Below are 19,832 nucleotides of genomic sequence, written 5' to 3'. Positions count from 1 at the left end.
GCGTCGCCGCAATCGTGACGCACCCGATCCCGGAGGCCGCGCAGCCAGGGCAGGTTACGCAGGGCGGCGCATCTGGAGTTCTGTCATCGCGGCCGTTGTCGGGTGGGGGAGGCGTACTCCCGTGTCGACGAAGCCGACCCGCTCGTAGGCGCGTACCGCCCGGTCGTTTCCGACGACCACCTCGAGCATCAGGTCCGGCCGGCCGGCCGCGCGGGACCAGCCCGCGACCGCCTCCGTCAGCGCCGCGATCAGGCCCTTGCCGCGCCAGGCCGGGGTCACGTACACCGCGAAGATCACCGTCACCCCGGGCTCCTCGGCGATCACGGTGCCGCCGGCGTGCGCCACGACCCGGCCGTCCACGACCGCGATGAACTGGGCCACGCGGTCGCCCTCTGCGTTGGCCGCGATGCGGGCCGCGTAGTCGGCGTGGGGGCGCGCCGCCGCCTGCGCCAGCGTCTCCAGGAACGCCAGCGGCGAGTCGGCGAGCATCTCGAGGCGGATGGCCCGGGTACGGGCGGCGTCCGCGGGGCGAACCCGGCGCACCTCCACCGCGGGCGGCGGCTGCGGCGGGCGGATGGGCGCGGTCCGGGTCATGGGGGCATGCCTACCGGGCCGAGCCCCTCTGATGCAACGCAATCGGCCCGGCCACGCCGGCAACCTGTCCGGCCGCTTTGCTCTGCACCCATATACGCACCGCAGGTCAGAGCGGGTGGTGCGTATGTGGGTGCAGAGCAAAGCCCCCGCTACGCGGCCACGTAGACCCAGGCCTCCGCGCCTGAGGCCAGGGGGAGTAGCACCCGCTTGTAGTCGGCTACCTCGTACCCGTCGGCCGCCTCGAGTTCCGCGTCCGTGATCTCGAAGACCACGCCGGCGATCGAGTCCGTGGGGTTCGGCGACGGGGTCGCCACCGGGTGTTCAGCCGTGCCGCTGAGGGCGACCACCTCCGCGTCGGTGATGGTCAGCACGCCCAGTCGGTAACCGGGCACCGCGTCCGGGTGGCCCGTCAGTGGGCGGCCGAAGTTGGCCTGTTGGACCGCCGGGTCGCGGAGCGTGCCGTACGAGAAGAGGAGAGGCATGGCAATGATCATCCCGGGCTCGCGGCCGCGGCCATCGTGGGTGTCGCCAGGCGGGTCGTGGGGGCCAGGAGTTCGGCGCCGACCGCCGTGCACTGGGCCGCGCCGTACGCGAATCCGAGTGATCCGGAATAGCGCAGCAGTACGCCGATCGCCCAGCGGTCCGTGACCGCGAGGCAGGCTATGTGCCACTGGCCGTCCTCGTCGCGGAGGAGCCAGCCGTTCTTGATCGCGACTTCCGCCGCGGCGGGTGCGGGAAGCGCGCGGCGTACGCCGAAATCGCCTACTCCCCGGACCGCGCGCATCTCCGAAAGCAGCCACGGTGTCCACGTCGCGCCCGCCGCGCGGCCGTCGGCCAGACACGTGCCCAGGCGCACCGTGTCGCGCGCCGAGATCGTCGTGTTGCTCCAGTTGTCGGCATGGGGCGCGCTGTCGGTCAATCCGCAGATCTTGATCATGCGGAGGATCGAGTCGCGGCCGCCGTTCAGGTTGTACACGGCTACCGCCGACGCGTTGTCGCTGTCGCGGATCATGATGCGGAGTTGGCCCAGATGGAAATCCGAAGGCTCTTCGTCTTTCTCGGCCGACGTTCGCAAATAATCCGCGGCCAACCAGGCTTTCACCATCGACATCGTGTCGCTCGGTGCGGCCATGTTCGGCGAGCCCGTGATCGTGCCGGTCGTCCGGTCCAGCAGCGCCCAGGAGCGGAAGCCCTCGCCCGGCGCCGTGACCTCGCCGACCCGCATGGCGGTGGCGCCGGCGGCCGGTGCGGAGCGCTTCGCGGCGGCCACCGTGACCTGCTCTTTCGGTGCCAGGTGGCGGATGGCGAGGGCGGCGCCGAGGGTGATCAGCAGGACCGCGACGAGCACCGGGAGCGTGTTCCGCTGACGGGACCGGTGCCGGCCGGGCTGTGCGCCGTGTTTGCCTCGAAACACGCTCGGTTAACGAGCGAGACGCCGGTGTCGGCGCTCAGGGTGTCCATTTTGGGGTAGTGCACGCTTGTCACTCCTCGTGTACCTTACGATTTCGGCCGCAATGTTCGAGGGCTCACCTACACCCTTGAATGGGCGGTCTCGGACCGGCAGGCGCATCAAAGGTTAGGAAGTGCACCGTGGCACAGGGCACCGTCAAGTGGTTCAACAGTGAAAAGGGCTACGGTTTCATCGCGGTCGATGGGGGCCAGGACGTGTTCGTCCACTTCTCCGCGATCCAGATGGACGGCTACAAGGCACTCGACGACGGTCAGCGCGTCGAGTTCGAGATCGCGCAGGGTCAGAAGGGCCCGCAGGCGGAGCAGGTCCGTCTCATCTAATGGTTCGAGCCTGATCCAACTTCAGCCGGGCACCACACCCGGGTCCACGACGACCTAGCGCCGATCCCCCACGGGATCGGCGCTTTTTTGGCTGTAAGGCACAGCGTTAGTGAGATTCGATGCATGATGCATTGACCTCACCATCTATTCGCGACTTTGCGCATTGCGGACAGCGAGGCCTTTCAACAATTGACAGGTCATTAATCGACCGGGGTACGGGCGACCGCCGCGACAAGATCATCGGGGTGTCGCGGCGCACCCCCGGTGGGCCGACTTCGCTTGCACTCGCCTGGTCCGAGTGCTAAACAGGTCTTGGCACTCGCCAACCGCGAGTGCCAATGGTCGGGACGGTGGGGCCACCGCTGACGCCCTATGGAGACGGGCGCGGCAAGGGGCCGGTCGTCGCGGGCTATCCGGCCCGGCCGGCGGACGTCACTGTCGCCAGGTAGTGACGTCCGAAGGTGCGTAAAACAGGCGGTTTCTCCGTGGCCGACCGGGCCGCGGCGACCGTGAGTGTCCAGGAGGACAACGCCAGATGGCCAAGATCATTGCGTTCGACGAGGAGGCGCGCCGCGGTCTCGAGCGGGGCATGAACACCCTCGCCGACGCCGTCAAGGTGACGCTGGGCCCCAAGGGCCGCAACGTCGTGCTCGAGAAGAAGTGGGGCGCGCCCACCATCACCAACGATGGTGTGAGCATCGCCAAGGAGATCGAGCTCGAGGACCCGTACGAGAAGATCGGCGCTGAGCTGGTCAAGGAGGTCGCCAAGAAGACCGACGACGTGGCCGGTGACGGCACGACGACGGCGACCGTCCTCGCCCAGGCGCTCGTCCGCGAGGGCCTGCGCAACGTCGCCGCCGGTGCGAACCCGATGGCCCTGAAGCGGGGCATCGAGGCCGCCGTCGCGCGCGTCGCGGAGGAGCTGGCCAAGATCGCCAAGGACGTCGAGACGAAGGAGCAGATCGCCTCCACCGCCTCGATCTCCGCCGGTGACACCAGCGTCGGCGAGATCATCGCCGAGGCGATGGACAAGGTCGGCAAGGAAGGCGTCATCACCGTCGAGGAGAGCAACACCTTCGGCCTCGAGCTCGAGCTCACCGAGGGCATGCGCTTCGACAAGGGCTACATCGCGCCCTACTTCTGGACCGACCCGGAGCGTATGGAGGCCGTCCTCGACGACCCGTACATCCTGATCGTCAACAGCAAGATCTCGTCGGTCAAGGACCTGCTCCCGATCCTCGAGAAGGTCATGCAGGGCGGCAAGCCGCTGCTGGTCATCGCCGAGGACGTCGAGGGCGAGGCCCTGGCCACCCTGATCGTCAACAAGGTCCGTGGCACCTTCAAGTCCGTCGCCGTCAAGGCCCCGGGCTTCGGTGACCGCCGCAAGGCCATGCTGACCGACATCGCGATCCTGACCGGTGGCCAGGTCGTGTCGGAGGAGCTGGGCCTCAAGCTCGAGGCCGTCGGCCTCGACATGCTGGGCCACGCCCGCAAGATCGTCGTCACCAAGGACGAGACCACGATCGTCGACGGCGGTGGCGACCAGGACCAGATCCAGGGTCGGGTCAACCAGATCCGCGCCGAGATCGAGAAGAGCGACTCCGACTACGACCGCGAGAAGCTGCAGGAGCGCCTGGCCAAGCTGGCCGGCGGTGTTGCGGTCATCAAGGTCGGCGCGGCCACCGAGGTCGAGCTCAAGGAGCGCAAGCACCGCATCGAGGACGCCGTCCGCAACGCGAAGGCCGCTGTCGAAGAGGGCATCGTCCCCGGTGGTGGCGTCGCGCTGGTCCAGGCCGGCAAGACCGCCTTCGACAAGCTCGACCTGGTCGGCGACGAGGCGACCGGCGCGACGATCGTGAAGATCGCGCTCGACGCCCCGCTGCGCCAGATCGCCGTCAACGCCGGCCTCGAGGGTGGCGTCGTCGTGGAGAAGGTCCGCAACCTGGACACCAACCACGGCCTCAACGCGGCGACCGGTGACTACGTCGACCTGCTCAAGGCCGGCATCATCGACCCGGCCAAGGTGACCCGCTCGGCGCTGCAGAACGCGTCGTCGATCGCGGCCCTGTTCCTCACCACCGAGGCTGTGGTGGCGGACAAGCCGGAGAAGGAGAAGGCCCCGGCTGCGCCGGGTGGCGGTGACATGGACTTCTGAGTCCAGCCAAGCAGCATCCGAAGGGCGGTCCGCGCGAGCGGACCGCCCTTCGGCATGTCGCGCCGTGGGCGGGCCTAGCGGCGTTGGTTGCGGCGCTTGTCCGCCCGGCTCGTGGCGTTCCGCGGCGGGCTGCGGTCCTCGCCCGCCCACCCGTCGTCGAGCGGCCCGGGCCGATCCGCGTCCAGCGACCCGTCGCGAGGCATCGGCAGGCCGGGCGCCTCGTCCGCAGGGCCGTCCAACGGCACGGACAGGCCATGCGCCACGGCCCAGTCGCCCGGCGACGGCTGCTCGGCCGACCACCATTCGCCGGCCGCGGGAGTCGGGCCCGGTGGTGACCCCGGCCGTGACGGCTCGTCGACCGGCGGCGGGCCGGGCGGCTCGTCCTCGAGGCTCATGCCGGCACGCTAGGCCCTCGCGCCGCCCTTCGCCGGGTTTCGCGACACAATGCACCGCTCGGGCTACATCTCCTCGAGCTCGCGGCCCCGCCGGTGGCGGCCGGAGCGTCAGGCCCGCCGTCGGTAGAGGAAGAAGACCCGCTCGATCCGTGCCCCCGCGTTCGCGGAGTAGAACGGCACCGGCCCGACCCACCCGATCTGCGCCGACGACATCCCGGCCTCGTACTGGTCCCGCAGGCACCGCCGCAGCAGCACCCCGCCCACGCCCAACCCCCGGGCGGCCGCGGCCGTCCCCATCGGCCCGAACCACGACGGCCGCGACGACCCCCAGGCGGCGAACCCGAGCACCGCGCCGTCCCGCACCGCGTAGTGGACCCCCGCCGACCCGCCCACCTCGGCGCCCCAGCCGGGCCCGAAATGCGTGACCGCGAACTCCACCAGCCCCGGTACGTCCGCCGGAACCGCCCGCCGCACGGCGACCCCGGCGGACGCGAGGCGCTCCTCCGCGGCCACCGTCGGAGCCAGCGCCGGCGACCCCGGCGTCAGGTCCGCCGTCATGTTCCAGGCGATGTCGGTGCGCTCGAACCCGCACGCCGCAGCCAGACAGACGGCCGCCGTGTAGCGCACGTCGATCCCCGGCCACGCGTACACCGGCGCGTTCCCGACCAGCGCCACCGACGTCGCGCCGAACCCGGCCAGGCCCGCCGACACCTGCGTCAACAGCGCCCGCCCGATCCCGCGCCGCCGGTGCGCGGGGTGCACCGCCACCAGGTCGACGTGCCCGACCGCGGGGTCCCCGTACCCGGATGATCCGAGCACCACCCCGACCACCTCGGCGCCGGACAATGCGACCCAGCCCACGGTCAGTCGGGCCCCGGCCGACCCCGGCACCGGCCCGGGGTCGCGCAGCCGGGCCACGATGGCGTCCGCCTCCGCGGCGTCCTCGGGCAGGTCGAGGGCCACCCGGCAGAGCGCGGCCACGGACGGTACGCGTTCGGGGGTCAGCTCGGCGAGCTGGTACGCATGATCCACGAGCCAGCACGCTACCGGGCTGACCCCGATTGCCGGCAGGGTTACCGTGGTCTCGTGCGAGACCCCGCGATATCCCGCTTCACCGCCAGCCACCTCTCCGCCGGCCGGCGGGCCGACGACCTGCGCCGACTGCGCGGCGAGCGGTTCGACGTGCTGGTGATCGGCGGCGGCGTGACCGGCGTCGGCGCCGCCCTCGACGCCGCCTCCCGCGGCCTCAAGGTCGCCCTGATCGAGGCCCGCGACTACGCCGCCGGCACCTCCAGCAGGTCCAGCAAGCTGATCCACGGCGGCCTGCGCTACCTGGAGCAGCTCGAGTTCCACCTGGTGCACGAGGCGCTCACCGAGCGCGGCCTGCTGGCCACCCGCCTCGCCCCGCACCTCGTGCGCCCGGTCCCGATCCTGGTGCCGCTGCAGGCGGGCAAGCTGCCGGCGCGGGCGTTCCGCCGGTCCTACTACGGCATGGGCGTCGCCGCGTACGACGTCTTCGCGGGTGTTTTCGGTCACGGCCGGGGCATGCCGCTGCACCGCCACCTGAGCCGCGAGGGCGCGCGCCGGATGTTCCCGAGCCTGCGGGGCGACGTGACGACCGGCGCGATCCGCTACTTCGACGGGCAGGTCGACGACGCGCGCCTGGTCGTCACGCTCGCCCGCACCGCCGCCAGCATGGGCGCCGCGATGGTGACGAGCGCCCGCGCGGTCGGCTTCCTGCGCCAGGCCCGCGAGGTCGTCGGTGTCCGGGTCCGCGACATGGAGGCGCGGCCCGGCGATCCCGACGCCGAGTTCGAGGTACGCGCCCGCACGGTGATCGCCGCCACCGGCGTGTGGAGCGACGACATGTCCCGGATGCTCGGTGACGTCGGCGTCCGCCCGGGCTTCCGGGTGCGGGCCTCCAAGGGCGTCCACCTCGTCGTGCCGCGCAGCGCGATCACCGGCGAGGCCGGCCTGATCCTGCGCACGCCGACCTCGGTGCTGTTCGTGATCCCCTGGGGCGGGCACTGGATCATCGGCACCACCGACACCGACTGGCAGCTCGACCGCTCCCACCCGGCCGCCTCGGCCCGGGACATCCAATACATCCTCGACCAGGTCAACCCGTGGCTCGCCCGGCCGCTCTCGACGGACGACATCGAGGGCGTGTACGCCGGCCTGCGCCCCCTGCTGTCGGGTGAGGCCGACGCCACCTCGAAGCTGTCCCGCGAGCACGCGGTGATCGAGCCGATGCTCGGCCTGCTGCTCGTCGCGGGCGGCAAGTACACGACCTACCGGGTGATGGCCGCCGACGTGGTCGACCGGGCCGTCCGCCGGCTGGGCGGCGGCCAGCCGTCCGGCACCGCCGAACTGCCGCTGCTCGGCGCCGACGGCTACACCGCCGCCTGGCGGGACCGGGCCGACCTGGCCCGCCGGCGCGGCGTCCAGGGCGGCGTGGTCGAGCACCTGCTCGAGCGCTACGGCACGCTCACCACCGAGTTGCTCGCGCTGATCGACGCCGACCCGGATCTCGCGGCGCCGCTGGCCGGGGCACCGGAATACCTGGCCGCCGAGGTCGCCTACGCCGCCTACGCCGAGGGCGCGCTGCACCTCGACGACGTGCTCACCCGGCGCACCCGGATCTCCTTCGAGACCGCCCACCGGGGCGCCGAGTCGGCCCGGCACGCCGCGGCCGTCATGGCCGGGGTGCTCGGCTGGGACGACGCGGTGCGGCAGCGCGAGATCGAGCACTACCTGGCCCGCGTCGACGCCGAGCGGGAGTCCCAGCGGATGCCCGACGACGCCACGGCCGACGCGGCCCGGATGGGCGCCGCCGACGTCCGCGGCCTGGCCGCCGACCGCGGCCTCGAGATCCCGACCGCCCCACCGCCGCTGGTGACGCCCTGAGCGGCTAAAGGATCTTGCCCGGGTTCAGCAGACCACCCGGGTCCAACGCCGCCTTGATCGACCGGTGGACCGCCATCCCGACCGGGCCGATCTCCCGGGCCAGCCAGTCCTTCTTGAGCAGCCCGACACCGTGCTCGCCGGTGCAGGTGCCGCCCAGCTCCAGGCCGATCCGCATGATCTCGTCGAAGGCGGCCCGGCCGCGCGCGACCGAGTCCGGATCGTGGCGGTCGACCACGATGTTCGGGTGCAGGTTGCCGTCGCCGGCGTGCCCGACGACGCCGATCGGCAGCGCGTACTCGGCGGCGATCTTCTCGATCCCGTCGAGCATCGCGGCCAGCGCCGTCCGGGGCACCGCGATGTCGTCGATGATCAGCCCACCGCTGCCGTCCGGGTAGGTCTCCGCGGCGAACCTCTCCATCGCCGGGTGCGCCAGCCGGCGGGCGCGCAGGAGTTCGGCCGCCTCGACCGCGTCGGTCGCCGCGAACACCTCCAGCGCGCCGGCCGACGCGCAGACCGCCTCCAGCGCGGCCAGGTCGTCGGGCGCCCGGCTGCCGGTGTCGACGGAGGCCAGCAGCAGCGCCTTGGCGTCGGTGCGCAGCCCCATCGGCCGCAGCGCCTCGATCGCCCGCAGGTGGGTCTGGTCGAGCAGCTCCAGCAGGCTCGGCGCGAAGCCGCCGGAGGAGATCGCGGCCACCGCGTCGCCGGCCGCCGCGGTGGTCGGGAACAGTGCGATCAGCGTGAGCGCGGCGTCGGCCGCCGGCCGCAGGCCCACCGTCACCTCGGTGATCACGCCGAGGGTGCCCTCGGAGCCGACGAACAGCTTGGTCAGGTCGTACCCGGCGACGCCCTTGGCGGTCCGGCGGCCCGTGCGCAGGACCTCGCCGGAGGCCAGCACGACCTCGAGGCCGAGCACGTACTCGGCGGTGACGCCGTACTTCACGCAGCACATGCCGCCCGCGTTGGTGGCCACGTTGCCGCCGATCGTCGACGACTCCCACGAGCCCGGGTCGGGCGGGTAGCGCAGCCCCACCGCGGCGACCGCGCCGGCCAGGGCGGCGTTGACCACGCCGGGCTGCACGACCGCGAACCGGTTGACCGGGTCGATCTCCACGATCCGGTCCATCGCGACCGTCGAGAGCACCACCGCCCCGTCCACGGCGTTCGCGGCCCCGGCCAGGCCCGTACGGGCGCCCTGCGGCACCACCGGCACGCCGGCCCGGGCCGCCGCCCGCAGCACGGTGACCACGTCGGCGGTCGTCCGCGGCCGCACCACCACCGCGGGCAGCCCGAACGGCACCAGGTCGGCCTCGTCACGCTGGTGGCCCCGGAGGAGGTCGGGATCGGTCAGCACGGCACCGTCGGGCAAGCCGGCACGCAACTCCGAGATGAGGTCTGCCATACCCGCGACGTTAGCCTTTGGAGGTGGTCTATCTCGATCCGCCGGCGTGGCCGCATCGCGGGCGACTCTGGTCACATCTGATCAGCGACGTCTCGTACGCCGAGCTCCACGCGTTCGCGGAGATGCTGGGATCGCCCCGGCGCGCGTTCGACCGGGACCACTACGACGTGCCGGCCGACCGGTTCGCGACGGCGGTGTGGCTCGGCGCGACCGTGGTGCCGAGCCGGGAGATCGCGCGGCTGCTGCGGGACGCGGGCCTGCGCCGCCCCAAGCATCTCAACGGTCGAGAGCGCCCAGCTCACGGATGAGGTTGGCCCGGGCCGGCTCGGTCCAGCGCCGCGCCAGCACCGGGATCCGGTAGAGGGCCGGCAGGTCCAGCAGCCGGCGCAGGATCGCCGCCCGGCCCGCCCGGAACTCGGCCTCGGGGACGAACTCGTACTCCTCCCGCACGGCGGCGGCGTACCCGTCGTAGGCGGCCGGCGCGCCCGCCAGCACCGCCAGGTCCGCGTCGCAGAGCAGCGCCCCGTCGGCGTCCTCCGCCGGCACGGCGTGGCCCGCCGTGAGCAGCACCAGCCGCCGTACCTCCGCGATCGCGGCCGTCGGGACGCCGAGCGAGCCCAGGCAGCTCACCGCGAGCGCGGCGGAGGCCTGCTCGTTGCCGTCGCCGGGCGTACGCGGGTCGTAGACCGCGTCGTGGAACCAGGCCGCCAGCCGGACCAGGTCGGGGTGGTCGGCCCTGTCGGCCTCCTCGTCCACGACGGCGAGCACCGTGCCCAGGTGCTCGAGCGTGTGGTAGCGCCGGTGCGGCTCCGCCCAGCGGGCCAGCAGCATGGAACCGGCGGCGTCGACGGCCTGGTCGTCGGCGGTCGCCCCGGCGGACCGGGCGGCCGCACGCCACAGCGTGGCGAGATCCCTCACCCCACCATTCTCGCCGGACCGGGGGTGGTCGGCGTCGTTACTCTGTCTTCATGACGCAGCCCATGATCGCCACGCCGGCCGAGGAGCGCCGGGGCTGGCGGGTCCTGGTGCTGTTGGGAGTCATCCTCTTCATCGCGCTCTGCGCGATCACCATGTCGATCGTGCTCGGCTGGAACATCGGCGTCCAGGCCACCGTGATCGGCCTCGCCGCCGCGATCCTGCCGGTCCCGGTGCTCGTGGCCTGCTTCCTCTGGCTCGACCGCTACGAGCCCGAGCCGGCCAAGCTGCTCGCGGTCGCCTTCACCTGGGGCGCGTTCGTCGCGACGCTGGCCGCCTACGGCGTCAACTCCTTCGCCGCCGACAGGTTCGCCCAGTGGGGCCTGCCGGAGAGCCTGGTCGCCGTGCTCGTGGCGCCGTTCATCGAGGAGACGATGAAGGCCCTCGGGCCGGCGCTGATCCTGGTGCTCTACCGGCGGGAGTTCTCCGGCATCACCGACGGCATCGTCTACTGCGGGCTCTCCGCGGTCGGCTTCGCGATGGTGGAGAACATCCTCTACCTGGGCGGGCACGGCTACGCCGCCGGTCGCGAGGAGGTCGGCCCCGCCTTCGGCGCGCAGATGCTGATCCTCACGTTCATCGTCCGGATCTTCCTGACGGGCTTCGCGCACCCGCTGTTCACCTCGATGACCGGCATCGGCCTCGGCATCGCGGCCCGCTCGGCCGACCGCTGGGTGCGGGTCTGCGCTCCGCTGGCCGGCCTGCTGGTCGCGATGATGCTGCACGGCACCTGGAACCTGCTGCCGACGCTGGCGCTGGCCACGGGTCAGGAACTGATCCTGTTGTACGGCTACATCGCGCTGATGGTGCCGGTCTTCTTCGGCGTGCTCGGGCTGACCATCTGGCTGCGTGGCTTCGAGGGGCGGCTCACCGAGCGGGCGCTGCCGATCTACGTACAGGCCGGTTGGCTCAGCCCGCCCGAGGTCGCCGCGCTCGGTTCCCTGGCCCGCCGGCACGCGGCCCGGCAGTGGGCCCGTCGGGTGGCCGGCCCCGACGGCGTGAAGGCGATGCGCGGCTTCCAGTTCGCGGCGACCCGGCTCGCGCTGCTCCGCGACGGGCTGGAGCGCGGTCTCGACAGCCGGCCGGTCGACCGCGGCCGGGCCGAGCGCGACGAGCAGCGGCTGCTGGCCGAGATCTCGACCTACCGCCAGGCGTTCGTGGGCCGCGACCCGCAGGTGCCGCCGGCGCTCTGGGACGGCGAGCGCTACGAGGTGATGTTCCCGGACGGGGTGCGGCGCCCGCTGCCCGCGCCCGAGGACCCGGTCGTGCCGATCCCGGTGGTGCTGGCGCCGCCACGGCCCTACTACGGAGGGCCCGGCTACAGGTAGAGGCCCGTGCCGTCGTTGTCGACCCGCTGGGCCGCGACGGCGTGCACGTCCCGCTCGCGGAGCAGCACGTATTCGCGGCCCTGCAACTCGACCTCGGAGCGGTCCTCGGGGTCGAAGAGCACCCGGTCACCGATCACGATCGAGCGGACGTGCGGGCCGACGCCCACCGCCGTCGCCCAGGCGAGCCGTCGGCCCATGGACGCTGTCGCCGGAATCACGATGCCGGCGGTCGAGCGGCGCTCACCCTCGGCACCGTCGAGCTTGACGAGCACGCGGTCGTGGAGCATCCGGATGGGCAGCTTCTCAGTGTCAGCGTCGGCCATCACGCGGGAACGGTACCTCGCGCTGTCCGCGCGGCCGCATCTGGGCAAACTCCGGGGTCGGATCGGGGTCGGATGGGCCAAGGGCCGATCGGTCCAGCCGCTACGGTGGGAGGGCGATTCACGCGTCAGGGGGAGTCTTGGGTCGGTTCCAGAAGGTTCAGGCGAGCCTGCGGCGCGCCTACCGGGCGGGCCGCGACTCCGTGCGGGCGGCACGCGTCGCGCGGGAGGTGTCGAGCCCGGGCGACCGGTTCCAGCCGGTGCTCCCCGAGGCGGAGCCGCCACCGCCCCCGCCGCCACCGCCACCGACGCACCCGTCCACGGCCAGCCGCGACGACGCGGACGTCCCGTACAGCCTGCGCATCTCGGCCGCCTGGTCCTGGCGCCTACTGGTCCTGGCGATCGCGATCTACGGCGTGGTCCGGGTGATCGGGATCCTGCGCTTCGTGGTCATCCCGCTGGCGATCGCCCTGCTCCTCACGGCGTTCCTCTCGCCGGCCGTCGGCTGGCTGCTGCGCGCGCGCCTGCACCGCACGCTGGCGACCGTGGTCGTGATGATCTGCGGCGTGGCCGCGGTGGCCGGCACGCTCACCCTGGTGGTCAACGAGTTCGTCGCCGGCGCGCCGCAACTCGGCGCGGACGCCGCCAAGGGCATCAAGCAGATCCAGAACTGGCTGCAGACCGGCCCGCTGCACATGAGCGACGCGCAGATCAACCGGTACGTCGACGAGGCGCAGTCCTGGATCACCGACAACTCGTCCCGCGTCACCAGCGGCGCCCTGGCCACGGCGGCGACGGTCGCCGAGGTCCTGACGGCCGCCCTGCTGGTGATGTTCTCGACGTTCTTCTTCCTCCGCGACGGCCGCAAGATCTGGCGCTTCATCGTGCGGCTCTTCCCGGTCGGCGCCCGCTGGCGGATCGACGACGCGGGCCAGGCGTCCTGGTCGGCGCTGGGCTCCTACGTGCGGGCGACGGTGCTGGTCGCCTTCATCGACGCCCTCGGCATCGGCATCGCCCTGATGATCTGCCGCATCCCGTTCGCGTTCGCGCTGGCGGCCCTGGTCTTCCTGGGCGCCTTCATCCCGATCGTCGGCGCCACCCTCTCGGGCGCGGTGGCGGTCCTGGTCGCCCTGGTGGCCCAGGGCCCGATCGTCGCCCTGATCGTCCTGGGCGCGGTCATCGGCGTGCAGCAACTGGAAGGCCACGTCCTCCAGCCCTTGATCATGGGCCGCGCGGTGGCGATCCACCCGCTCGCGGTGATCGTCGGCATCGCCTCGGGCGTGGTCATCGCGGGCATCGTGGGGGCGCTGATCGCGGTGCCACTGATCGCGGTGCTGAACACGGCGATCCGCCGCCTGAACAAACGCCGCCCACCCAGCATCCCGCCCGGCGTCGAAGTCGTGAGCACGCGCGAATAACGGCGAATGCGGGGCTCGGGCCCGTCGTGGGCACGACCGCCGCTCCCGCCAGACACCGCTGCGCTGCCACCTCCGCGGCGGGTCACCCTCAAACCGAGGGACTCAGTTGGTGGCGGCCAGGCGTTTCAGGGCGCCGACGGCGACGTCCTGCTTCGTCGTGTACCAGAACGGCGGCAGAGACCTGCGCAGGAACGGGCCGTAGCCACGAGCCGTCTCCAGGCGGCTGTCCAGGACCGCGACCACCCCCTTGTCGCCGTGGGAGCGGATCAGCCGGCCCGCGCCCTGGGCCAGGCGGATCGCCGCGATCGGGACGCTGACCGCCGCGAAGCCCGAGCCGCCGCTGGCGTCGACCGCCGCCGCGCGGGCCGCGGCCAGGGGCTCGTCCGGGCGGGGAAACGGCAGGCGGTCGATGACCACCAGTTGGCAGGCGTCGCCGGGGACGTCGACGCCCTGCCACAGCGACATCACGCCGAAGAGGCAGCTCGCCTTGTCTTCGCGGAAGCGGCGGACCAGCAGCGGCAGCGACTCGTCGCCCTGGAGCAGCACCGGCAGGTCGGTGCGCGCGCGGACCAGGTCGGCCGCCTGCTGGGCCGCCCGGCGCGACGAGAACAGCCCCAGCGTGCGGCCGCCCAACGCGCCCACCAGCGTCAGCAACTCCTCACCCGCCTGGTCGGGCAGCCCCGACGCGGCCGGGCGCGGCAGGTGGGCGGCGACGTAGAGGATGCCCTGGCGGGCGTATTCGAAGGGTGACCCGACGTCGAGCGAGCGCCAACCCGGGCCGCCCTGCTCGGCGACCTCACCGGCCGCGACCGACAGGTTGGGGGAGCGGGCCGCCGTCTTCGCCGCCGCCGCGGCCGCCACGGGGGTGCGGGCGCTGTCGGTGCGCGGCGCCGGGACGGCGCCGGGCTCCGCCGCCGGCAGCCCCAGCGCGCGGGCCACCGTGTCGAAGCGGCCACCCAGCGCCAGCGTCGCCGACGTCGCGACCACCGTGCGCTCCTCGTAGAGGTGGGTCGCCAGCGTGCCGGCCACCGACAGCGGCGCCACGACCAGCGCCCGCCGGCCCGGCCCTGGCCGCTCGGGCTTCTCGACCCAGGCCACGTCGTGGTCGGCCTCTTCGAGCAACCGCTGCGCCGTCTTGGAGATGTCGTCGATCAGCGCCTTGGCCTGCTGCTTGGTCACCGGGTCGGGATCGTCTGCCTTGACGTCGCCGATCTTGTCGAGCGCACCGCGGGTGGCGGCGTCGAGCAGCGTGCAGGCCTCGCGCAGGGCGTCGGGCAGGCCCGCCACGATCCGGCCGGCGGGCGCCTCGGCCAGGCCCACCGCCAGCGCGTCGCCGGCCTCGAGCAGCGTCTCCGCCAGCTCCGGCTGGATCAACGGGCGCGACCGGCGGGCGGCCCGGTCGACCAGCTCCGGGGTCAGCTCGGCCTGGGACGCCGACGAGACCCGGTCGGCCAGCTCGTGGGCCTCGTCGATGACCAGCAGCTTGTGCGGGGGCACGATGTGCCGGCCCGCGAGCATGTCGACCGCCAGCAGGCTGTGGTTGGTGATGACGATGTCGGCCTCGCGGGCCCGCACCCGGGACGCCTCGGCGAAGCACTCGGTGCCGTAGGGGCAGCGCTGCGCGCCGACGCACTCGCGGGCCGGCATCGAGACCTGCTTCCACGCCTGGTCGTCGACGCCCGGGTCGAGCTCGTCGCGGTCGCCGGTCGCCGTCTCCATCGCCCACTCCTGCAGGCGGAGGATCTGCTTGCCGAGGCGGCCGGCCTCGCCGAGCCACTTGACCGGCGCCGCGGCCGTCGTGGCGGGCGCGTCGAAGAGCGCGTCGTCGGGCTCCTCCTCGGCCGAGCTCTCCAGGCGGGCCAGGCACACGTAGTGGTGGCGTCCCTTGAGGACGGCGTAGGTGGGCCGCCGCCCCAGCACCGGCTCGACCGCGTCCGCGAGCCGGGGCAGGTCGTGGTCGACGAGTTGCGACTGCAGCGCCAGCGTCGCGGTCGAGATGACCACCGGCCCGTCGACGGTCAGCGCGGGCGCGAGATAGCCCAGCGACTTGCCGGTGCCCGTGCCGGCCTGCACCAGCAGGTGCTCGCGGTCGGCCAGGCTCGTCGCGATCGCGTCGGTCATCCGCTGCTGACCCGGCCGGGCCGCACCGCCGGGGACCGCGCCGACGGCGGCGGTGAGCAATGCCTCGGCGGACGGACGGGTACGCGCTGACGAGGTCACCGTGCGACGGTACCCGCACCCACCGACGAACCCGCTCCGCGCCACGTGCCGTTAACCCGGCAACGCGAGAGCGGTTACCAACAAATCGGCTAGGGTAGCTGTGTGCCGAGCGACATCGTCCGGGTCGTCTACCGCAAATATGACGGATCAGCCCACCGGGACTACCCCGCTCGTCGCCTGGCCGAGGACGACCTTGGTGTCTGGCTCGGCGTGACCCGCGGCACCGAGTCCGTCTACCACGGCCGGCCGTCGGTCGAGAAGATCCCGTTCGTCGTGCTCGTGCCCCACGACGCCTGGTGGAGCGGCATGTTCAACCCGCCGCCGCGCACCAGCGAGGTCTACTGCGACATCACGACACCGGCCCGCTGGCGCGGCGACACCGTGCATCTGATCGACCTCGACCTCGACGTGGTCCGCCGCCGCACGACCGGCACCGTCGAGTTGCGCGACGAGGACGAGTTCGCCGACCACCGCGCCCGCTTCGGCTACCCGGACGACCTGGTCGCCAACGCCGAGGCCGCCGCCAAGCTGCTCTTCCAGGCACTGGGCGACGGCACCGAGCCGTTCGCCACCGCGTACCGGAAGTGGCTCGCCCTGGTCGTCTAGCGGGGCGGCCACCCTCGCGCGTCCGCTGCCGGCGCGGGCACCCGGGCCATCTTCTCCGGGTTGAGTTGGTTGTAGGCCGCGGTGACCACGCCGTCCGAGACCGCGAACGACATGACCGAGCGGAACGGGCGCCCGTCCTTGTAGACCGCGTCGACCAGCACGCCCGGCATCCCGTTGACGTCGACGATCTCCGCCCGCAGGTTGGCCGTCATGCCGGGCATCTGGCGCACCAGCCCGAGCACGAACTTCGCCACCTGCGAAGCACCGAGCAGCGGCCGCCGGGCGGCCGGGAAGTAGCCGCCGGAGTCGCCGACGAAGACCACGTCCGGCGCCAGCACGGCCATCAGCTTCTCGATGTCACCGGTCTGCGTCGCGGTCAGGAACGCCTCGACGACCCGGCGCTGCTCTCTGGGCGAGGCGGTGTTGCGCGGGGCGCCGTCGGTCGCCGCGCGCCGGCCGCGGGAGGCGAGTTGCCGGGCGGCGGACACGGTCGTGCCCAGCGCCGCCGCGATGTCGTCGAACGGCACTCCGAACGCGTCGTGCAGCACGAACGCCACCCGCTGCTCCGGTGTCAGCCGCTCCAGCACCACCATCAGCGCCATGCCCACCTCGTCGCCGCGTACCGCCCGCTCCGCGGGGTCGGGCCTGGGGTCCGCCAGGCGCGTCACCAGCGGTTCCGGGAGCCACTGACCGGGGTACGCCTCGCGCCGCACCCGCGCCGAGCGCAGCACGTCGAGGCAGATCCGGGCGGTCGTGGTGGTCAGCCAGCCGCGCAGGTCGCGGATCTCGGCCCGTGCCGCCGGGTCCGCCAGCGCGCCGGCGTAGCGCAGCCAGGCCTCCTGCACGGCGTCCTCGGCCTCGGCGCGACTGCCCAGCATCCGGTAGGCCACCGCGGTCAGATGATCCCGCTCAGCTTCGAACTCGCGCGCAAGGTCTTGCATGCCAGCCTCCCCTTGTGGGCATTCTGCCAGCGTCGTCGTTGCCACAGTCGCCGCACCGGGAGTGACCGATATGTCGGATATGCGCAGCTTGCTGCGAGTCGGGTCCACCGACCCCGACGTGCCGGTCGATCTTGCCGCGATCGATCCGAACTCGACGCCGGGCCTGCCCGGTCGCAAGACCACCGGCCGCGACCCCAAGGTCTGGGCGCGGGCCGAGCTCGAGCTGATGGGCGCCGAGCTGGCCACCCAGCAGGAGATGCTGTTCGCCCAGGCCACCGTCGAGCCGCAGCTCGGGCGCTCGGTGCTGCTCGTACTCCAGGCCATGGACTGTGGCGGCAAGGACGGTGCCGTCAAGCGGGTCGCCGGCGCGATGAACCCCCTGGGCCTGCACATCAAGGCGTTCGGCCCGCCCACCCCCGAGGAGCGCCGCCACGACTTCCTCTGGCGGATCCGCAAGGCACTGCCGCCGGCCGGCTACGTCGGCGTGTTCAACCGGTCCCACTACGAGGACGTGCTGGTGGTCCGGGTCAACGGACTCGCGCCGGAGTCGGTCTGGCGACCCCGCTACCAGAAGATCAACGACTTCGAGCGCCGACTCGTCGGTGCCGGCACCACCGTGGTCAAGGTGATGTTGCACATCTCCCGGGACGAGCAGCGCGAGCGGCTGACGCAGCGGCTGGTCGACCCGACCAAGCACTGGAAGTTCAACCCCGACGACCTCGACTCGCGGGCGAAGTGGGACGACTACCAGGCCGCGTACGGCGAGGCGCTGGCGCGCTGCGGCACCGACGAGGCGCCCTGGTACGTGCTGCCCGCCAACCGCAAGTGGTACCGCGACTGGGCGCTGGCGCACCTGTTGCGCGAGACGTTCGCGGACTTGAACCTCAGCTACCCCCAGCCCGACTACGACCTGGCCGCGCAGCGTCGCCGTCTGGAAGCGGACGGTTGATTCAGGTGAACAACAGGTGAACGCGGGGTTGCGGTCGGGTTGACCTTGGTAGCCCGGCGAAAGGCCAGTTCAGAGGTTTCTTAGCATTCGGTGAACGCGTTCTCCGGCAGCGCGTCCGGACACCCCCTTCGACGCGACGAGGTCCGTGCCGTGAAGTTCTCCTTCCGCCCCACCGACGGCGCCTTCTACGAGCTGTTCAGCAGAGCGGCGGACAACCACGTCCGCGGCACCGAGCTGCTCCAGGAACTCGCCCTGCCCGGCGTGGACGTGCAATCGGTCAGCGAGCGGCTGACCGAGGTCGAGCACGACAGCGACCAGCTCACCCACGAGCTCTACCAGAAGATCAACTCGACGTTCGTCACGCCGTTCGACCGCGAGGACATCTACCGTCTCGGCTCGCTGCTCGACGACGTGATGGACCACCTGGAAGCCGTCGGCAACCTGCTCTACCTCTACGGGCTGACCAAGCTGCCGGCACTGCCCCGGGAGATGCACGAGCTCGTCAACGTGCTCGACCAGCAGGCCAAGCTGACCGCCGACGCGATGCCCCGCCTCAAGTCGATGAAGGACCTCGAGGACTACTGGATCGAGTGCAACCGGCTCGAGAACGAGGGCGACCGGTCGTACCGGATGCTCCTGGTCCGGCTCTTCTCCGGTGAGTACGACGCGCTGACGGTGCTCAAGATGAAGGAGGTCGCCGACGAGCTCGAGGCGGCCTGCGACGCCTTCGAGCACGTGGCCAACACCGTGCAGACGATCGCTGTCAAGGAATCCTGAACCGTTGGACGCTCCCCTCATCGCCGTGCTCGCGGTGATCGTCATCGCGCTCGCGTTCGACTACACCAACGGCTTCCACGACGCCGCCAACGCCATCGCCACCAGCGTCTCGACGCGGGCGCTGACCCCGGGCGTGGCGCTGCTGATGGCCGCGATCGGCAACTTCATCGGTGCCCACTTCGGCGAGAAGGTCGCCAAGACGGTGGGCTCAGGCCTGGTCGACCTGCCCACCGGCGCGGGCAGCCTGGGCGTGGTCTTCGCGGGCGTAGCCGGCGCGATCGTCTGGAACCTGATCACCTGGTACTTCGGCCTGCCCTCGTCCTCGTCACACGCCCTGATCGGCGGCCTCGTCGGCAGCACGATCGCGGCGTCCGGCACGGTGCTCTGGGCCAAGGTGCTCGACAGCGTCGTGCTGCCGATGGTGCTCTCGCCGCTCGTCGGCTTCGCCCTGGGCTACGTCGTGATGGTGCTGATCCGGTGGATCTTCCGGAACGGCCACCCGGCCAAGCTCAACCGCGGCTTCCGCTGGGCACAGACGGCCAGCGCGGCGGCGATGTCGGTGGGCCACGGCATGCAGGACGCGGCGAAGACGATCGGCATCATCGTGCTCGCGCTGTACGTCGGCGGGCACCAGAGCAGCTCGGACTTCATCCCGGAATGGGCGTTCTGGACGTCGGCCTCGGTGCTGGCCCTCGGCACGTACGCGGGCGGTTGGCGCATCATCCGCACGCTGGGCCGCCGCATCATCCACCTGGGCCCACCAGAGGGCTTCGCGGCGGAAACGGTGGCGAGCGGCGTCCTCTACTTCAACGCCCTCGTCCTCGGTGCCCCGATCTCGACGACCCACACGATCACCTCAGCGATCATGGGCGTAGGCGCGACCAAGAAGCTCTCCGCGGTCCGCTGGGGCGTAGCCGGCAACATCGTCGGCGCCTGGGTCCTCACCTTCCCAGCCGCCGGGGCGATGGCCGCCCTCACCTACTACCTGGTCCGCCCGATGTTCTAGAGCGGTTCGGTCCCGGCCCGCGCCGGGAGTCCCGGTCCGGCGCGGGCGCTC

At 72.2% G+C, this 19,832-nt stretch carries 20 protein-coding genes; 10 read left to right on the top strand and 10 right to left on the bottom strand.

The genetic code is table 11. From position 1 onward, the window contains the following. Positions 1–54: 54 nt before the first annotated feature. From Asi02nite_RS31790 to Asi02nite_RS31780, 3 genes are all read right to left on the bottom strand, one after another. A complete protein-coding gene (locus Asi02nite_RS31790; protein ID WP_203717697.1) occupies positions 55–594 on the bottom strand; it encodes a GNAT family N-acetyltransferase in 540 nt (179 codons plus the stop codon). Positions 595–743: 149 nt separating this feature from the next. Next, entirely contained in the window at positions 744–1,076 is a 333-nt protein-coding gene (locus Asi02nite_RS31785; protein WP_203717696.1) for a gamma-glutamylcyclotransferase family protein, read from the bottom strand. An 8-nt stretch (positions 1,077–1,084) separates the two neighbouring features. Then, positions 1,085–1,942 carry a hypothetical protein gene (locus Asi02nite_RS31780; protein WP_203717695.1) on the bottom strand — a complete coding sequence of 286 codons (858 nt, stop codon included), beginning with the start codon at positions 1,940–1,942 and terminating at the stop codon, positions 1,085–1,087. Between the two features lie 242 nt (positions 1,943–2,184). On the opposite strand from Asi02nite_RS31780, the gene Asi02nite_RS31775 reads away from it, so the two are divergent. Both Asi02nite_RS31775 and groL read left to right on the top strand, forming a co-directional pair. Continuing rightward, positions 2,185–2,385, top strand: coding sequence for a cold-shock protein (locus Asi02nite_RS31775; protein WP_203717694.1), 201 nt, complete (start codon positions 2,185–2,187; stop codon positions 2,383–2,385). Between the two features lie 535 nt (positions 2,386–2,920). Next, positions 2,921–4,540 (top strand): chaperonin GroEL, encoded by a 1,620-nt coding sequence (gene groL / locus Asi02nite_RS31770; protein ID WP_203717693.1) that lies wholly within the window; start codon positions 2,921–2,923, stop codon positions 4,538–4,540. Positions 4,541–4,614: 74 nt separating this feature from the next. Here the strand turns inward: groL and Asi02nite_RS31765 are convergent, their stop codons facing one another. After that, the gene (locus tag Asi02nite_RS31765) at positions 4,615–4,935 is read right to left on the bottom strand and encodes a hypothetical protein (RefSeq protein ID WP_203717692.1); all 321 of its coding nucleotides are present in this window, start codon (positions 4,933–4,935) and stop codon (positions 4,615–4,617) included. A 108-nt stretch (positions 4,936–5,043) separates the two neighbouring features. Next, positions 5,044–5,967, bottom strand: a complete 924-nt coding sequence (locus Asi02nite_RS31760) for a GNAT family N-acetyltransferase (RefSeq protein WP_203717691.1) — start codon at positions 5,965–5,967, stop codon at positions 5,044–5,046. A gap of 69 nt (positions 5,968–6,036) precedes the next feature. Between Asi02nite_RS31760 and Asi02nite_RS31755 the strand changes: the two genes are divergently transcribed. Next, the gene (locus Asi02nite_RS31755) at positions 6,037–7,842 is read left to right on the top strand and encodes a glycerol-3-phosphate dehydrogenase/oxidase (protein ID WP_203717711.1); all 1,806 of its coding nucleotides are present in this window, start codon (positions 6,037–6,039) and stop codon (positions 7,840–7,842) included. A gap of 4 nt (positions 7,843–7,846) precedes the next feature. Here Asi02nite_RS31755 and Asi02nite_RS31750 read toward each other — a convergent pair whose 3' ends face one another. Further along, positions 7,847–9,241 carry an FAD-binding oxidoreductase gene (locus Asi02nite_RS31750; RefSeq protein WP_203717690.1) on the bottom strand — a complete coding sequence of 465 codons (1,395 nt, stop codon included), beginning with the start codon at positions 9,239–9,241 and terminating at the stop codon, positions 7,847–7,849. Positions 9,242–9,264: 23 nt separating this feature from the next. Here Asi02nite_RS31750 and Asi02nite_RS31745 point away from each other — a divergent pair, with 23 nt between their 5' ends. After that, positions 9,265–9,549, top strand: a complete 285-nt coding sequence (locus tag Asi02nite_RS31745) for a DUF4031 domain-containing protein (RefSeq protein ID WP_203717689.1) — start codon at positions 9,265–9,267, stop codon at positions 9,547–9,549. Here Asi02nite_RS31745 and Asi02nite_RS31740 read toward each other — a convergent pair. Then, positions 9,518–10,159 carry an HD domain-containing protein gene (locus Asi02nite_RS31740; protein ID WP_203717688.1) on the bottom strand — a complete coding sequence of 214 codons (642 nt, stop codon included), beginning with the start codon at positions 10,157–10,159 and terminating at the stop codon, positions 9,518–9,520. The two genes, Asi02nite_RS31745 and Asi02nite_RS31740, sit on opposite strands and share 32 nt — an antisense overlap. A 50-nt stretch (positions 10,160–10,209) precedes the next feature. Between Asi02nite_RS31740 and Asi02nite_RS31735 the strand changes: the two genes are divergently transcribed. Further along, positions 10,210–11,544 (top strand): PrsW family intramembrane metalloprotease, encoded by a 1,335-nt coding sequence (locus Asi02nite_RS31735; protein ID WP_203717687.1) that lies wholly within the window; start codon positions 10,210–10,212, stop codon positions 11,542–11,544. Here the strand turns inward: Asi02nite_RS31735 and Asi02nite_RS31730 are convergent. Continuing rightward, positions 11,535–11,867: a GroES family chaperonin gene (locus Asi02nite_RS31730; protein WP_203717710.1), complete on the bottom strand. Its 333-nt coding sequence runs from the start codon at positions 11,865–11,867 to the stop codon at positions 11,535–11,537. The two genes, Asi02nite_RS31735 and Asi02nite_RS31730, sit on opposite strands and share 10 nt — an antisense overlap. 137 nt (positions 11,868–12,004) lie before the next feature. On the opposite strand from Asi02nite_RS31730, the gene Asi02nite_RS31725 reads away from it, so the two are divergent. Then, positions 12,005–13,282, top strand: a complete 1,278-nt coding sequence (locus Asi02nite_RS31725) for an AI-2E family transporter (protein ID WP_203717686.1) — start codon at positions 12,005–12,007, stop codon at positions 13,280–13,282. Between the two features lie 102 nt (positions 13,283–13,384). Here Asi02nite_RS31725 and Asi02nite_RS31720 read toward each other — a convergent pair whose 3' ends face one another. Next, complete coding sequence (locus tag Asi02nite_RS31720) at positions 13,385–15,403, bottom strand: ATP-dependent DNA helicase (RefSeq protein WP_239127300.1); 2,019 nt, start codon at positions 15,401–15,403, stop codon at positions 13,385–13,387. A gap of 201 nt (positions 15,404–15,604) precedes the next feature. Between Asi02nite_RS31720 and Asi02nite_RS31715 the strand changes: the two genes are divergently transcribed. Continuing rightward, positions 15,605–16,108: a DUF402 domain-containing protein gene (locus Asi02nite_RS31715; protein WP_203717685.1), complete on the top strand. Its 504-nt coding sequence runs from the start codon at positions 15,605–15,607 to the stop codon at positions 16,106–16,108. Here the strand turns inward: Asi02nite_RS31715 and sigJ are convergent. Beyond that, complete coding sequence (gene sigJ, locus Asi02nite_RS31710) at positions 16,105–17,049, bottom strand: RNA polymerase sigma factor SigJ (protein ID WP_203717684.1); 945 nt, start codon at positions 17,047–17,049, stop codon at positions 16,105–16,107. The genes Asi02nite_RS31715 and sigJ overlap by 4 nt on opposite strands. A 70-nt stretch (positions 17,050–17,119) precedes the next feature. On the opposite strand from sigJ, the gene Asi02nite_RS31705 reads away from it, so the two are divergent. The 3 genes from Asi02nite_RS31705 to Asi02nite_RS31695 all read left to right on the top strand — a co-directional run bounded on the left by Asi02nite_RS31705 (position 17,120) and on the right by Asi02nite_RS31695 (position 19,781). Next, positions 17,120–17,998, top strand: coding sequence for a PPK2 family polyphosphate kinase (locus Asi02nite_RS31705; RefSeq protein WP_373312362.1), 879 nt, complete (start codon positions 17,120–17,122; stop codon positions 17,996–17,998). A 150-nt stretch (positions 17,999–18,148) separates the two neighbouring features. After that, a complete protein-coding gene (locus Asi02nite_RS31700) occupies positions 18,149–18,775 on the top strand; it encodes a DUF47 domain-containing protein (protein WP_203702839.1) in 627 nt (208 codons plus the stop codon). A 4-nt stretch (positions 18,776–18,779) separates the two neighbouring features. Next, positions 18,780–19,781, top strand: a complete 1,002-nt coding sequence (locus Asi02nite_RS31695; RefSeq protein ID WP_203717682.1) for an inorganic phosphate transporter — start codon at positions 18,780–18,782, stop codon at positions 19,779–19,781. Positions 19,782–19,832 lie beyond the last annotated feature (51 nt).

The organism is Asanoa siamensis, from assembly GCF_016862555.1.
GTDB lineage: Bacteria > Actinomycetota > Actinomycetes > Mycobacteriales > Micromonosporaceae > Asanoa > Asanoa siamensis.
The sequence above is the reverse complement of the archived record's forward strand: the minus strand, read 5'-3'. Positions and strand labels throughout refer to the sequence as shown.